This window comes from Mycobacterium sp. NGS39 (genome assembly GCF_059812765.1).
Genome location: NZ_JCALDH010000007.1, coordinates 38,591 through 53,526 on the forward strand (window position 1 = coordinate 38,591; position 14,936 = coordinate 53,526).

The 14,936-nt window shown below is 67.7% G+C and carries 15 protein-coding genes; 10 read left to right on the forward strand and 5 right to left on the reverse strand.

What is annotated here, in order from left to right:
* Positions 1-7 precede the first annotated feature (7 nt).
* Complete coding sequence (locus AC5Y39_RS11350; RefSeq protein WP_500048218.1) at positions 8-1,264, forward strand: HNH endonuclease signature motif containing protein; 1,257 nt, start codon at positions 8-10, stop codon at positions 1,262-1,264.
* Between the two features lie 382 nt (positions 1,265-1,646).
* On the opposite strand, the gene AC5Y39_RS11355 is transcribed toward AC5Y39_RS11350, so the two are convergent.
* Positions 1,647-2,138, reverse strand: a complete 492-nt coding sequence (locus AC5Y39_RS11355) for a DNA-deoxyinosine glycosylase (protein ID WP_500018817.1) — start codon at positions 2,136-2,138, stop codon at positions 1,647-1,649.
* A gap of 31 nt (positions 2,139-2,169) precedes the next feature.
* Here AC5Y39_RS11355 and AC5Y39_RS11360 point away from each other — a divergent pair, with 31 nt between their 5' ends.
* Positions 2,170-2,601, forward strand: a complete 432-nt coding sequence (locus AC5Y39_RS11360; protein WP_500018815.1) for an HIT family protein — start codon at positions 2,170-2,172, stop codon at positions 2,599-2,601.
* Between the two features lie 10 nt (positions 2,602-2,611).
* Positions 2,612-3,067 carry a nitroreductase family deazaflavin-dependent oxidoreductase gene (locus AC5Y39_RS11365; protein ID WP_499912796.1) on the forward strand — a complete coding sequence of 152 codons (456 nt, stop codon included), beginning with the start codon at positions 2,612-2,614 and terminating at the stop codon, positions 3,065-3,067.
* On the opposite strand, the gene AC5Y39_RS11370 is transcribed toward AC5Y39_RS11365, so the two are convergent.
* Both AC5Y39_RS11370 and AC5Y39_RS11375 read right to left on the reverse strand, forming a co-directional pair.
* Positions 3,064-4,101, reverse strand: a complete 1,038-nt coding sequence (locus AC5Y39_RS11370; protein ID WP_500018813.1) for an LLM class flavin-dependent oxidoreductase — start codon at positions 4,099-4,101, stop codon at positions 3,064-3,066. The genes AC5Y39_RS11365 and AC5Y39_RS11370 overlap by 4 nt on opposite strands.
* An 8-nt stretch (positions 4,102-4,109) precedes the next feature.
* Positions 4,110-4,934: a uracil-DNA glycosylase gene (locus AC5Y39_RS11375; RefSeq protein ID WP_500018811.1), complete on the reverse strand. Its 825-nt coding sequence runs from the start codon at positions 4,932-4,934 to the stop codon at positions 4,110-4,112.
* 73 nt (positions 4,935-5,007) lie between these two features.
* On the opposite strand from AC5Y39_RS11375, the gene tap reads away from it, so the two are divergent.
* From tap to AC5Y39_RS11410, 7 genes are all read left to right on the forward strand, one after another.
* Positions 5,008-6,252 carry a multidrug efflux MFS transporter Tap gene (gene tap / locus AC5Y39_RS11380; RefSeq protein ID WP_500018809.1) on the forward strand — a complete coding sequence of 415 codons (1,245 nt, stop codon included), beginning with the start codon at positions 5,008-5,010 and terminating at the stop codon, positions 6,250-6,252.
* A gap of 89 nt (positions 6,253-6,341) precedes the next feature.
* A complete protein-coding gene (locus tag AC5Y39_RS11385) occupies positions 6,342-6,749 on the forward strand; it encodes a dopamine receptor D4 (protein ID WP_500018807.1) in 408 nt (135 codons plus the stop codon).
* A 128-nt stretch (positions 6,750-6,877) separates the two neighbouring features.
* A complete protein-coding gene (locus AC5Y39_RS11390) occupies positions 6,878-8,443 on the forward strand; it encodes a succinic semialdehyde dehydrogenase (RefSeq protein WP_500018805.1) in 1,566 nt (521 codons plus the stop codon).
* Positions 8,440-9,804, forward strand: coding sequence for an FAD-binding oxidoreductase (locus AC5Y39_RS11395; RefSeq protein WP_500018803.1), 1,365 nt, complete (start codon positions 8,440-8,442; stop codon positions 9,802-9,804). Before AC5Y39_RS11390 ends, AC5Y39_RS11395 begins: the two co-directional genes overlap by 4 nt.
* 45 nt (positions 9,805-9,849) lie before the next feature.
* The gene (locus tag AC5Y39_RS11400) at positions 9,850-11,091 is read left to right on the forward strand and encodes a cytochrome P450 (protein ID WP_500018801.1); all 1,242 of its coding nucleotides are present in this window, start codon (positions 9,850-9,852) and stop codon (positions 11,089-11,091) included.
* On the forward strand, positions 11,091-11,669 hold the full coding sequence (locus AC5Y39_RS11405) for a TetR/AcrR family transcriptional regulator (RefSeq protein WP_500018799.1): 579 nt from the start codon (positions 11,091-11,093) through the stop codon (positions 11,667-11,669). The genes AC5Y39_RS11400 and AC5Y39_RS11405 overlap by 1 nt, the downstream gene beginning before the upstream one ends.
* A 63-nt stretch (positions 11,670-11,732) precedes the next feature.
* Positions 11,733-12,101 (forward strand): aminopeptidase, encoded by a 369-nt coding sequence (locus AC5Y39_RS11410; protein WP_500018797.1) that lies wholly within the window; start codon positions 11,733-11,735, stop codon positions 12,099-12,101.
* A 16-nt stretch (positions 12,102-12,117) separates the two neighbouring features.
* Here the strand turns inward: AC5Y39_RS11410 and AC5Y39_RS11415 are convergent, their stop codons facing one another.
* Complete coding sequence (locus AC5Y39_RS11415) at positions 12,118-13,257, reverse strand: acyltransferase family protein (protein WP_500018795.1); 1,140 nt, start codon at positions 13,255-13,257, stop codon at positions 12,118-12,120.
* Complete coding sequence (locus AC5Y39_RS11420; protein WP_500018793.1) at positions 13,254-14,909, reverse strand: DEAD/DEAH box helicase; 1,656 nt, start codon at positions 14,907-14,909, stop codon at positions 13,254-13,256. The genes AC5Y39_RS11415 and AC5Y39_RS11420 overlap by 4 nt, the downstream gene beginning before the upstream one ends.
* Positions 14,910-14,936 lie beyond the last annotated feature (27 nt).

Sequence of the window (14,936 nt, forward strand, 5' to 3'; positions counted from 1 at the left end):
TGTCGTCGTGTCTTCTTCCGCTTCTGGTGGCGCTGTTGCGGTGAGTCCTGCGCGGCGTCTTGAGGTGTTGTTCGGGGAGTTGGCGGAGTTGGCGGGTCAGCGTAATGCGATTGATGGGCGCATTGTGGAGATCGTCGCTGAGATCGATGGTGAGGGGTTGTGGGGCGCGACGGGGGCGCGGTCGGTGCCGGCGTTGGTGGCCTGGAAGCTGGGGGTGTCGTCGTCGACCGCGCACACGATCACTACGGTGGCGGGCCGGCGTGAGCAGTTTCCGCGGTGTGTGCAGGGTCTGGCCGAGGGCCGGTTGTCGTTGGATCAGGTCGGGGTGATCGCCGGGAAGGCGGCCGAGGGCTCTGATGAGCATTATGCGCAGCTGGCTAGCGTGGCCACGGTCAATCAGTTGCGCACCGCGGTCAGGCTCGAACCGCGACGCGAGCCCGAAGCGCAACCGCAACGCGAGCCGCGGGCGTCGATCACCAAGAGCTCCGACGAACAGTTCAGTTACTGGCGGATCAAACTGCCGCATCTGGAGGCGGCGACGTTCGAGGCGGCGTTGGCGTCGCATCTGGAGGCGCTGATCGGCGAGTGGAAACACGACCACGACACCGACGAGCGCCCGTCAGAGACGGCGCCGCCCATGCCCAGCAGCGTTGAGGCGTTCATGCGGCTGGTCGAGACGGGCTGGGATGTCGAGGCGGCGCGTCGCCCGCACGGCCAGCACACCACGGTGGTGGTGCATCTGGAGGTCAAAGACCGTGTCGCGGCGCTGCATCTGGGTCCGGTGCTCACCGACGCCGAGCGCCGCTACCTGAGCTGTGAGGCCACCGGTGAGGTGTGGTTCGAACGCGACGGGCAACCCATCGGGGCCGGGCGGGCGAGCAGAGTGGTCAGCCGGCGGCTGCGGCGCGCGCTCGAGCATCGCGACCGCACCTGTGTGGTGCCCGGGTGCGGGGCCACGCGGGGTTTGCACGCCCATCACCTTCGGCATTGGGAGGACGGCGGCGCCACCGAGTTGGCCAACCTGGTGCTGGTCTGCCCGCATCACCATCGGCTGCATCACCGCGGCCTGATCACCATCACCGGACCCGCCGACGCTCTCGTCGTCGCCGACAGCGCGGGCCGACCATTGAGCGCCGCCTCGCTGGCCCGCCCACCCAAGCACCCCCCGCCCGCGGTCCCACCATGCCCCGGACCCACCGGCGAACGCGCCCAGTGGTGGTGGTACCAACCCTTCCAACCCCAACCCCCACCGACAAACAACTGAGGTGCCCTCACCCGGCAGACGGGTCATGTCCTCGAAAGCCAAGCGGCACAATCACGCTCGACGGGGGCGCCGCGCACCCGCGGCCGGTCGGGCGGCAGAAGTCACCTGGCTCGCGAGGTTGACCGGGCTTTCGAAGCAGTCCCCCGCCCCGCTTACCGCAGACCCGCTCGCGACGCCTACGCGCAACCGTGGCAAGTCCGAATTGCGGTTGTTGGCAATGAGATTCAGCATTGCTTCGAACAGAGGAGCCGGCTGGGACAGACGAGCATCACCGCGTCGCCGTCGTCTAGATCATCCGGACCGGCGGAACGGCGATCCCGCGCCGCACCGTCGAGTCCGTCGAGCAGTCCCGATGCGTGCTAGCCCGATCCGGCCGCGCGCGTCAATCGTTGACCGCAGCACGCCACGCGCGCACCTTGTCGCGGTACGAGACCGCTGCGTTGGCCGGGCTCGTCGACGGCAAGCGAATGCAGACCGGCAACGACGTCAACGACGGCGCGACGAGCCTACGGAACACTTGCTCGGCCTTCGCGCCGTTGAAGCAGACCCGGCGAACATGCGGATGTTCGGTAAAAAGGACGTCAAAGTTGTTTGCCTCCATGCCTTCTCGCATGATCGCCAAATCCAGGCTGCCGACCCGCTCGCACTTATGCAACACGTCCCACAGCCCGACGCCGGCCGATAACAATGCATCAAGCCGAGCTGAATAGTCGGCGGATTCATCGAACCCGAGAAGCTCGCTCATGATGCGCCAGAACGCATTCCGCGGGTGCGCGTAATACTGGCCCTTCCGCAACGACACCTCACCCGGCATCGAGCCCAAGACCAGAACGCGGGTACGTGAATCGACGATGGGTGGCAGACCACTCGGCACCGCCTCACCCTACGACCGCTACGGTGGCGGGATGTCATGCGTGTTCTGTGAGATCGTCGCGGGCAACGCGCCTGCGATCCGGATTTACGAAGACAACGACTACCTGGCGATCCTCGACATCCGCCCGTTCACGCGAGGACACACCCTGGTGCTGCCGAAGCGGCACACCGTCGATCTGACCGACACCCCTGGGCAGACGCTGGCTGACATGGTCTCGATCGGGCAGCGCATCGGGCTGGCGGCCCGCGCATCGGAACTCGGCGCCGACGGCAACAACGTCGTGATCAACGACGGCAGCGCCGCCTTTCAGTCGGTGTTCCACATCCACCTTCACGTCGTGCCCCGCAGAAACGGCGACAAGTTGTCGTTCGCAAAGGGCATGGTGTTGCGTCGCGACCATGACCGCGAGGAGACCGCACGCATCCTGCGCGAGGCGCTGGCGCGGATAGACGCCGACCAGTAAGACTTGCGGCATGGGTGTTTCCGAGTGGGTCGAAAAGAACGTCGGTGCGCGACTGCTGAGGCTTCACGATCAGCTCTACCAGCGGACCGATGGCCGGATCGGGCACAAGTTCCCCGGCGTCCCGCCGATGCTGCTGTTGCACACCACCGGCGCCAAGACGGGCCAACCGCGGACGAACTCGTTGACGTACGCGCGCGACGGCGACGCCTACCTGATCGTCGCGTCCAACGGCGGTTCGCCGCGTTATCCCGGCTGGTACCACAACCTGCGAAAGAACCCGAATGCCGAAATCAACGTCGGCACAAGGCGTTTCCCGGTGAGCACCCGCTGCGTCACTCCTGACGACCCCGACTATGAGCGGCTGTGGGAAATCGTCAACAAGAACAACAGCAACCGTTACAAGGGCTATCAGCGCCGGACGTCGCGGCCGATCCCGATCTTCGAACTCAAAGCCAAAACCGCTTAGAACAGTTCCTTGGCCAACAATTCCAGCGTCATCTCCCGGCCAGGACTTGTCGCCGGGTCGGTGCCCCGGTGCGCTGATGCGACGGGGTGGACCATCACTTCGTCGACGTCGAAACGTTGCGCCAGCGCCCGCACCTGCGCGGCCGCTTCAGCTGGGGTGCCGACGACGGCGCGCTCGAGTCCTGCGTCGACGATCGCCTGCTCGGCTGAGCTGAGCCGGGCAGCCTGCGCGTCCTCCACGAGATCGAGCGGGCCGAGCGGTTGCCCGGTGCGCAGTCGCGCCATCATCTGCAGGTTCGGCAGCAGCAGCGCCTCGGCCTCCTCCCCGGTGGGCGCCACTGACGCGTTCACGGTCAAGAACGTCACCGGCTCCGAGGCCAGGTCACTGGGCACGAATTCGGACCGGTAGATCCGCAGCGCCTCCTCGGTGCCCTTGCCGGTGAAGTGGTGCGCGAACACGTACGGCAGGCCCTTGGCGGCCGCCAGATGCGCCGAGTACGCCGACGACCCGAGCAGCCACAGGCGCGGCTCGCTTACCGCCGCCGGGGTGGCCTTGAGGAGGTAGCGCTGACCGGGAATTGCCACCTGCGCCCCATACGGGCTCATCAGCGCGACGACATGGTCGAGGTACTGGGGGAACTTGTCGATGTCCGAATCGTCGCGACCGGCGGGTCCACGCAGCATGTACGACGTCACCGGGTCGGTTCCCGGCGCGCGGCCGATACCGATGTCGATGCGGCCGGGGTAAGCCGCCTCGAGCAACGCGAACTGCTCGGCAACAGCCAGCGGCGCATGGTTAGGCAGCATCACACCGCCGGAACCCAACCGCAGCTGCGACGTGTGCGCCCCGAGCAGTGCGATCAGCACGGGTGGGCTGGTGGCCGCCACCGACGGCATATTGTGGTGCTCGGCCACCCAGTAGCGGGTGTAGCCGAGCCGGTCGGCGGTCTGGGCGAGCCGCACCGTCGCGGCGAGCGCGTCGGCCGTGGACTGGTCGGCGCGCACCGGAACGAGATCGAGAACAGAAAGCCGCATCGGTTTCTTCAACGCGTCGGTGAATCCGGAATTCCCGCCACCGCCCGGGCGCGGGTGAACACGTCGTCGAGCATCGCCGGGGTCAGCTTGCCGGTGAACGTGTTCTGCTGACTCGGGTGATAACAGCCGAGCAGCACCAGGCCGGGACCGACGGTCGCTTCGGCGCCATGTCCGAAGCGCGGCGCCGGTGAGCCCGCTCCCACCATCTGCAGGGCGGCGCGCCAGGCGAACGCGCCGAGGGCGACGATCACCTTGACGTGGCCTCCCACCAGCCGCCACTCGGCCTCCAGCCAAGGCTTGCACGTTTGCCGCTCCTCCGGTGTGGGGGCGTTGGCGGGCGGAGCGCATCGCACGGCGGCTGCGACGCGGGTGTCGGTCAGCGCCAGCCCGTCGGCGGCGTCGACGGCCAACGCCTGGTTGGCCAGGCCGGCGCGGTGCAGAGCGGCATACAGCACGTCGCCGGATCGATCGCCGGTGAACACCCGGCCGGTGCGGTTGCCCCCATGGGCCGCCGGCGCCAATCCGACGATCAGCACGCGTGGCTCCTCAGATCCCCACCCCGGTACCGGACGCCCCCAATATGGTTCTGCGGCAAAGGATTTGCGCTTCACCCGGGCCACCTGCTCACGCCATTCCACGAGCCGCGGGCAGGCCCGGCACACCGACACCATCGCGTCCAGCTCCGCGACGGCCGAAACATCCGCGGCGAAAGCGGCCACCTGTTCGGGTGTCGAGGCGACGGGCGTCTGCGGCGTCGCCGGATCGCCGGGCCAGCCGCGGCCGGGCGGCACCGGGGAGTCGAAACGCGTGCCGAGACGCGGATGAGGCAGCACCGGTCCACTGTGCCCGCCCGGAAATTCGGTCGTCGACCCGGATGCCCGCTGCTAGATTCCGGGCAGAAACCCCATGAAGTCCACCACGTCACGCGCGCCGGTCTCGCTCCTGCTGTTCGCCGCGCTGGTGGCCGCGGCCGGAAACGGCATCAGCATCGTCGCGTTCCCGTGGCTGGTGCTGCAGCGCAATGGCAGTGCACTGCAGGCCTCGCTGGTGGCCGGCGCGGCGTCGCTGCCGCTGCTGTTCTCGACACTGCTGGCCGGTACCGCGGTGGATTTCTTTGGCAGGAAACGCATTTCGATCGCCTCCGATGTGATGTCGGCGGCGACGGTGGCGGCGATCCCGGTGCTGGCGTTGGCGCTCGGCGAAACCGCGGTCAATGTGACCGCGCTGGCCGTGCTCGCCGCGTTGGGCGCCGTGTTCGACCCGGCCGGAATCACCGCGCGCGAGTCGATGCTTCCGGAGGCGGCCGCGCGTGCGGGATGGACGCTGGACCGCACCAACGGCTTGTACGAAGCCGTGTTCAACGTCGCCTACATCGTCGGGCCCGGCCTCGGTGGGCTGCTGATCGCGACGATCGGCGGCATCAACACGATGTGGGTGACCGCGGCGACGTTCGTGCTCTCGATCGTCGCGGTCGCCGTGCTGAGGCTGGAGGGCGCCGGGCCGCCCGCGGTGCATGAACGCCCCGACAGCGTCTGGTCCGGGATGGCCGAGGGCCTGCGGTTTGTATGGAACCTCAAGGTGCTGCGCACGCTCGCGTTGATCGAGCTGGCGATGACCGGCCTGTACCTGCCGATGGAAAGCGTGCTGTTTCCGAAGTACTTCACCGATCGCGACGAACCCGCCCAGCTCGGGTGGGTGCTGATGGCGCTGAGCGTCGGCGGGCTCGTCGGCGCGCTCGCCTATCCGCTGCTGGTGCGGCGGATCAGCCGCCGCGTGACACTGCTGGTGGCGACGCTGACCCTCGGTGTGTGCACCGCCGCGATCTCAGTGCTGCCGCCGCTGCCGGTGATCCTGCTGCTGTGCGCAGTGGTCGGTCTGGTGTACGGGCCGATCGCGCCGATCTACAACTACGTGATGCAGACCAAGTCGCCGCCGCCGCTGCGCGGCCGGGTGGTCGGTGTGATGACCTCGCTGGCGTATGCGGCCGGCCCGCTGGGCTTCATGCTGGCCGGTCCCCTGGCTGACGCATTCGGGCTGCGCACGACCTTTTTGGCCTTGGCCGTTCCGATGATGGGGGTGGGGCTGGTTTCGCTGCGGCTGCCCTCCCTGCATGAGCTGGACCGGCACGATCCAGAGCCGGCACCGAATTGACAGCGGCGAGGCCGCCCGCAGAATAGGTGTCACCTGTAACGATTGTGTCGTCGCAACGAAGCCTTAGACAGGGACACGAGAGGTTGACGATGAAGATCGACACCCGAGTAGCCGCGGGTTTCGGCGCCGCCGCCTGTACTGCGGCGATTCTGTCGGCGCCGGCCGCGCTGGCCGATCCGACGACGCCCGATATCCCGCCGTCGCCGGACGTCGTCGCCCAGGCCTCGGCCCCGGACTCAGCCTCCACCCCTCAACCAGCTTCGGTGCCGCATCTGACCAGCCCCGAGAACCTGCCACCGGGAACCACGGACACGCCGAGCAACGAGGGTCCCCGCATGTCGTACCTGCGGGGTATCTGGAACGCGATCCAGGATCGAGACCTCACCTGGAAGGACGGCCTTCTTCTGCTGGCGCAGCGGCCGATGAACCCCGACGCCGCTCCTCCGCCGGGAGTCGCGCCCGGTCCGCAGCCGCCCGCCGCCGCGCCGACTCCCTAAGCGGTCCGTAGCCAGTCCCCCTGTCCCCTCGGTAGCCCCCGACCTTTCCTCGACTCCTTCACAGGGGAAGCATGGAGGTAACCGGCGCACTGTCGGCTGTACCGCCTGATTCGAGGAAAGGATCGTCGATGACCACCGTTCGCGAGTCCGTCTCCGTTGGCCCCCTGTTGGAGAAGCTTGCGGCGCGGGTCGACAGCACCAACACCGGCGCCTACCGCGAAGTCACCAACGCGATGACCGGCGAGCCGCTGGGCCGCGTGCCGCACTGCACCGCTGACGACGTCGCCGCCGCCGCGCGCCGGGCCCGCGAGGCGCAGGCGCAGTGGGTGGCGCGGCCGGTGCAGGAGCGCGCGCAGGTGCTGATGCGGCTGCACGACCTGGTCTTGCAGCACCAGGACGAGATCCTCGACATCATCCAGCTCGAGAACGGCAAGGCCCGCAGGCATGCATTCGAGGAAGTCGCCGACGTTGCGCTGACAGCGCGCTACTACGCCAACACCGCCGAGGCCTATCTCAGCCCCAAACGCCGTCAAGGCGTGCAGTTGATGTTGACCGAGGTGTGGGAACACCACCACCCCAAAGGCCTGGTGGGCATCATCTCGCCGTGGAACTACCCGCTGACGCTGGGCATCAGCGATGCGCTTCCGGCGCTCGTCGCCGGCAACGCCGTGCTGGCCAAGCCCGACGACCGAACCCCGTTCTCGGCGCTGTGGGCGGTGCAGATGCTCGAGCAGGCCGGGATGCCGGCTGGCCTGGTGCAGATGGTGACCGGGCCCGGCTCCGAGTTGGGCACGCCGATCATCCAGCAGAGCGACTACCTGATGTTCACGGGTTCCACCGAGACCGGACGAAAGGTGGCGGCCCAAGCGGGCGAACGCCTCATCGACTGCTCGATGGAACTGGGCGGCAAGAACGCGCTACTTGTTCTCGACGACGCCGACGTCGGCAAGGCCGCGACCGGCGCGGTGCGGGCCGCCTTCTCCAACGCGGGCCAGCTGTGCATCTCGATCGAGCGGATCTACGTTCCGACGCCGTTGTGGGACGACTTCGTCGACCGGTTCGTCGCAGCCACCAAGGCCATGAAACTGTCTGCCGCGCTTGATTATTCGGCAGACATGGGGTCGCTGATCAACGAGACGCAGTTGCAGACCGTCACACAGCACGTCGACGACGCGGTGAGCAAGGGCGCGACCGTGCTGGCGGGTGGCCGGGCGAGGCCGGACATCGGCCCGTTCTTCTACGAGCCGACGATTCTCACCGGCGTGCGCGAGGGCATGACGGCGTTCGCCGACGAGACGTTCGGGCCGGTGGTGTCGCTCTACCGCGTCGACAGCGAGGAGGAGGCGATCACGAAGGCCAACGACAGCCGGTTCGGCCTGAACTTCAGCGTCTGGACCTCAGACCCGGCGCGCGGGCGGCGTGTCGCGACTCGGCTGCAGGCGGGCACCGTCAACGTCAACGAAGGCTACGCCGCCGCGTGGGGGTCGATCGACGCCCCGATGGGCGGCATGAAGGACTCCGGCCTCGGCCGGCGCCACGGGGAGCACGGCATCTTGAAATACACTGAGCCGCAGACGATTGCGATCGAAAAGTTGCTGCCGGTGGGACCGCCACCGTGGTTGCGCGCCGACCGCTACGCCCGCGTGATGACGACCGGCCTTCGCACGCTGCGCCGGCTGCCGGGCGTCAAATGACCGCAGACGTCCTCGCCGAACTGATCGCCTCGCTGCCCGACGGCATGGTGGTGACCGATCCGGCGATCACCGAGTCGTACCGCCAGGACCGTGCGGCAGACCCCGCCGCGGGCAAGCCGATGGCCGTGGTCCGGCCGCGCCGCACCGAAGACGTGCAGACCGTGCTGCGCTGGGCTACGCGGTATCGTGTCCCAGTCGTGCCGCGGGGCGCCGGCAGCGGATTGTCAGGTGGCGCAACCGCTTTGGACAACGGCATCGTGCTGTCCACCGAGCGGATGCGTGACATCGCCGTCGACCCGGTCACCCGCACGGCCGTCGTGCAGCCGGGGCTGTTCAACGCCGAGGTGAAACGCGCAGTCGCCGAACACGGGCTGTGGTATCCGCCGGACCCGTCGTCGTATGAGATCTGCAGCATCGGCGGCAACATCGCCACCAATGCCGGCGGGCTGTGCTGTGTGAAGTACGGCGTCACGACGGACTATGTGCTGGGACTGCAGGTGGTATTGGCCGACGGCACTGCGGTGCGGCTGGGCGGACCGCGACTGAAAGACGTTGCGGGGCTGAGCCTGACGAAGCTGTTCGTCGGCAGTGAGGGCACGCTGGGTGTGATCACCGAGGTGACGCTGCGGCTGCTGCCACCGCAACAGCCGCAGAGCACCGTGGTGGCCACGTTCTCGTCCGTGGAGGCCGCCATGCGGTCGGTGCTGGCGGTGACGGCGAAGATCCGCCCGGCCATGCTGGAGTTCATGGACGCCGTCGCGATCAACGCGGTCGAAGACAAGCTGCGAATGGGGCTGGACCGCAACGCGGCTGCGATGCTGGTAGCCGCCTCTGACGAGCGTGGCGCGTCCGGGCAAGACGCTGACTTCATGGCGTCGGCTTTCGCCGAGCATGCGGCCACCGAGGTGTTCTCCACCGACGACCCCGACGAGGGCGAGGCGTTCGTCGCCGCGCGCCGCTTTGCGATACCAGCAGTGGAATTGAAGGGCTCGCTGCTGCTGGAGGACGTCGGGGTGCCCCTGCCGGCGCTGGCCGATCTGGTCACTGGAGTGGCCCGGATCGCCGCCGAACGCGACGTGATGATCTCGGTGATCGCGCACGCCGGCGACGGCAACACCCACCCGCTGATCGTGTTCGACCCGTCGGATCCCGCGATGAGCCAGCGCGCAGAGCTGGCGTTCGGCGAGATCATGGATCTGGCCGTGCAGTTGGGCGGCACGATCACCGGTGAGCATGGGGTGGGTCGGCTGAAGCGGCCATGGCTGGCCGGTCAGCTGGGGCCCGACGCAATGGCGCTGAACCGCCGCATCAAGGACGCACTCGACCCGGCGGGCATTCTGAATCCTGGCGCGGCGATCTAGCGCCCGCCCTTGACAGGTGCGCCTAGGCTGTCGAAGCTATGAGACATGCCGTCAGTTCTGTCTCATAATTCTCCGGTGGCGTTCCAGCTCGCGAGCGCGCAGACCTGGCCCAATCCGTGGCCGATGTACAAGGCCCTGCGCGACCACGATCCCGTCCACCACGTCGTCCCGCCGGAAAAGCCCGACCACGACTATTGGGTGCTGTCTCGGCATGCCGACGTGTGGGCGACAGCTCGCGACCACGAGACCTTCTCCTCCGCACAGGGCTTGACGATCAATTACGGCGAGCTGGAAATGATTGGGCTGCAAGACAATCCACCGATGGTGATGCAAGACCCGCCGGTGCACACCGAATTTCGCAAGCTGGTGGCGCGCGGTTTCACACCGCGCCAGGTGCAGGCCGTCGAGCCCGCGGTGCGCGCATTCGTCGTCGAACGGCTCGAGAAGCTACTGGCGGACGGCGGCGGCGACATTGTCACCGAGCTGTTCAAGCCGCTGCCGTCGATGGTCGTCGCCCACTACCTCGGCGTACCGGAAGAGGACCGCGACCAGTTCGACGGCTGGACGGAGGCGATCGTCGCGGCCAACACCGTCGAAGGGGGCATCGGCAACGCGCTGGAATCGGTAGGCGACGCGGTGGGCTCGATGATGGCTTACTTCACCCAGCTGATCGAGCGCAGACGGCGCGAGCCGGGCGACGACACGGTGTCGCACCTGGTGGCTGCCGGCGTCGGGGCCGACGGCGACATCGCGGGCACGCTGTCAGTGCTGGCGTTCACGTTCACGATGGTCACCGGAGGCAACGACACCACCACCGGCATGCTCGGCGGCTCCGTGCAACTGCTCCACCAGCGGCCCGACCAGCGCAGGCTGCTGGCACAACAGCCGGACCTGATCGCCGACGCGGTCGACGAGCTGCTGAGGCTGACCTCGCCGGTGCAGGGGCTGGCCCGCACGACGACGCGCGACGTCACCGTCGGCGACACTACGATTCCGGCCGGACGCAGGGTGCTGCTGCTGTACGGGTCGGCCAACCGCGACGAACGCGAATACGGCCCTGACGCAGGCGAACTCGACGTGACACGCCGCCCGGCGAAGATTCTGACGTTCAGCCACGGCGCTCACCACTGCCTCGGCGCGGCCGCCGCCCGTATGCAGGCCCGCGTCGCGCTGACGGAACTGCTCACCCGCTGCCCGGATTTCGAGGTCGACGAGGACCGCATCGTCTGGGCCGGCGGCAGCTACGTGCGGCGTCCGCTGTCGGTGCCGTTCCGGGTTGCGAGCTGATGGCACGCGACTGGCTGGCCAGCAACCGGAGCGAGGTCGCTGCCGACCGCATCCTGGACGCGGCGGCGACGCTGTTCGCCGAACGAGACGCGGCAACCGTCGGTATGCAGGAAATCGCAAGTGCCGCAGGCTGTTCCCGCGCAACGCTGTATCGCTACTTCGAAAACCGCGAGGCGCTGCACACCGCGTTCGTCAACCGGGAGGCCTACCGGCTGCACCGGGAACTTACCGAGCAGATCCGCGACGTCGAAGACCCCGCCGAGCGGCTGATCGCCGGTGTCACTACCGCGCTGAGAATGGTGCGCAGCAGTCCGGCGCTGGCGTCGTGGTTCGCGGTGAACGAGCCGCCCATCGGCGGCGAGATGGCCGAGCAGTCCGAGGTGATCAAAGCGCTGACGGCCGCGTTCTTGAACTCACTTGGCGCCGACGATCCCGCCGTCGTCGAGCGGCGCGCCCGCTGGCTGGTCCGGGTGATCACGTCGCTGTTGATCTTCCCGGGCCGCGACGAGGACGACGAACGTGAAGTGCTGCGTGAGTTCGTCGTGCCGACCGTCGTCGGCGCCCCGGCGCGACGCTAGGTTTGGACCCGACTGGGCCCGGGTATCGAGGCTCAGACATCAGACAGCCCAGGGGGTTAAACGGTGAACGCGCAACGGTTGTTATTGCTGGTCGGGGCGATCGCAGCGATCGTCGGGATCGTCTTCTTGCTGGTCCCGCCCAGCGCTTCGGGTGATCGGGGCAGCGTCGGCTGCGGAGTTCCGATCGCCGGTGGCGACCTGCAAGCGGCGCGCGACAAGGACAACGAGACCGTCGGCAATCAGCTCGGCAACACCCCGGTCATCGGGCCGGTCATCCAGGACGTCGCGCCGCAAACCCAGAGCCACCAGTACGAGGACAACTGCAAGAACGCGATCAACAACCGCCTCGAGTGGGCGATCCCCGTGGCGGTGCTGGGATTGGTTCTGGCGGGTGGCTCGTTCCTGATCCGCGGTCGGGCACCGGCCCGCTGATTTCCACGCGCCGACGTCAGGCGCGCACGCGAGTGACGCGGTGCAGCAGCCATGCCAGCGGCACCGTAATGGTCAGCGTGACCGTGAACAGCGTGAGCATGTTGCCGGTGTAGACCCGCCAATGCAGCACCTCGACCATCGCGATCTCCATCACGACGAGGTGAATCAGAAAGATCTCGTAGGAGATTTCGCCCAGCCACACCATCGGCCGGCTGGCGAGTGCACGGGCGTACCAGCCGCGGTTCCCCAGAGCTAGTGGTCCCACCATCAACGTCGCGATCACCGCGTAGAACGCCGCCTTGGCCAGCGCCTCCCACAACTTCGTGGGAGACGTCGTCGGCTCGCCGCCGATCGGCGTCGAGACGATCAGGTAGCACACCAGCGCCAGTGGCAGGCAGACGCCGGCAAGCCAGCGCCGGCCCATCGGGGCCAGGACGGCCAGCATCATGCCGCCGAGAAACCACACGAAATATGTTGGCAGCCACAGTCGTCCGCCATCGGGCAGCCAGTCGGTGGTGTGCACCAGAATCAGCCACAGCGGCGTGACCAGGCTCAGTGCGGCCAGACCCGTTAGCAGCAGCCGCGGCTGCCACCGTCGGCGGCACAGAACCGCCAACAGCAGATAGGCGAGCAGCGGCAGCACCACGTAGAACGCCACCTCCACGGCCAAGCTCCACATCTGCGTAAGCCCTTGGTGCAGATAGGAATACATGTAGTTGTCGGTGTAGATCTGCGTCAGGGTCAGGTTGCGCACCAACCCGGTCCAGTGGTGGCCGGGGTTCGGACCGGCGGCACGGAAGTGGTACACCACATAGGCAACGACGACCGTGACCACATAGGCCGGCATGATGCGTCGCACCCGGTGCCAGCCATAGCGGGCGACCGACGGAGCCGGCCGATCCTGCTCGGCCGCGCGTACCCAGGGGCCGAACAGCAAGAACCCCGACAACACGAAGAAAACCGGCACGCCGATCTCCATGCGCGAGAAGAACAAGCCCCAGTAGCCCTGCGGATACTTGCCCGTCGTGTAGGCCGCATGCGTGCCCATGACCAGCAGCGCGGCCACCGCGCGGATGCCGGTCAGAGACGCCACCCGCTCGGCCCGCGAGACCGACTCCAAACCACCCTGCGCGTCGAGTTCCCGCGACACCGTCATTGCGTCGGCCGTCTCCTGCGGTCGGGCTTGAGGTTGATGAGCACGCCGGAGATGCGGGTCTTCTCCAGCGCCTTGAGCGTCTCGCGGGGCAGCTTCGCCGGAAGTTCGACGAGCGAGAAGTCGGGGCGGATGGCGATGTGGCCGAAATCGCTTCGGTGCAAACCACCTTCGTTGGCGATGGCGCCCACGATGGCGCCCGGGCCGATCTTGTGCCGCTTGCCGACGTCGATGCGGTAGGTGGCCATCTTCTGATTGGTGCGGCGCGGCTTGGCCGGGCGCTCGGCGCGCTCCTTGCGCCGTTCGACCGGCGGCTCCGGCGCCATCAGGAACTGCTCACCGTCGCGCGACTGCAAAGCGAGCGCAGCGGCGATGTCGGCCATCGGCACGTCGTGCTCGCGTTCGTACTCTTCGACCAAGCTGCGGAACAGTTCGATGCCGGGCGCACTGAGCGCGTCGGTGATCGAATCGCGGAACCTGGCGACCCGCTGGGCGTTGACGTCTTCGACAGTGGGAAGCTGTGCCTCAGTGAGCTTTTGGCGCGTCGCCTTCTCAATCGCCTTGAGTAGGTGCCGTTCCCGCGGCGAGACGAACAACAACGCCGAGCCACTGCGGCCGGCCCGGCCCGTGCGTCCGATCCGGTGCACGTACGACTCGGTGTCATGAGGGATGTCGTAGTTGAGGACGTGCGAAATGCGCTCCACGTCTAGGCCGCGGGCCGCGACGTCGGTGGCGACGAGGATGTCGATGCCACCGTCCCGCAGCGCCGCGATGGTGCGCTCGCGCTGGGCCTGCGGCACGTCACCGTTGATCGCCGCCGCGGAAAACCCACGGGCGCTGAGCTTCTCGGCCACCTCCTCGGCGGCTTGCTTGGTGCGCACGAACACGATCATCGCGTCGAACGGCTCGACTTCGAGCACGCGTGTCAGGGCGTCCATCTTGCGTGGACCGGCCACTTGGATGTAGCGCTGCGAGATGTTCTCTGCCGTCGCGGTCTTCGCCTCGACGGTGACCTCGACCGGGTCGTGCAGGTACTTGGAGGTGATCTTGCGGATGGCCGGTGGCATGGTCGCGGAGAACAGCGCCACCTGCTTGTACTCGGGGGTGTCGGCGAGGATCCGTTCGACGTCTTCGGCGAAGCCCATCTGCAGCATTTCGTCGGCCTCGTCGAGCACCAGATAGTCCAGGCGGGACAGATCCAGCGTGCCCCGTTCGAGGTGGTCGATCACCCGTCCGGGAGTGCCGACCACCACGTGCGCGCCGCGTTTGAGCCCGGCCAGCTGCACGCCGTAGGACTGACCGCCGTAGATCGGCAGCACGTTGATCCGTGGCAGATGTGCGCCGTAGCGGCGGAACGCCTCGGCCACCTGCAGCGCGAGCTCGCGGGTGGGTGCCAGCACCAGCGCCTGCGTCGCGGTGCTCGACGTGTCGATCTTCGACAGGATCGGCATCGCGAACGCGGCGGTCTTGCCGGTACCGGTCTGCGCCAGGCCGACGACGTCGGAGCCGGCCATCATCGCCGGGATCGTCGCCGCCTGGACCGGTGAAGGCGATTCGTAGCCGACGTCGTCGACAGCGGCCAGCACCGCGGGATGGATGTTCAGGTCGGCGAACGAGGTGGCAGGGTGCGAAAGGTCCTGGTCGGGGGAGGTCATCGTGAGTTGAGTCTAGTGGCCGCGCAG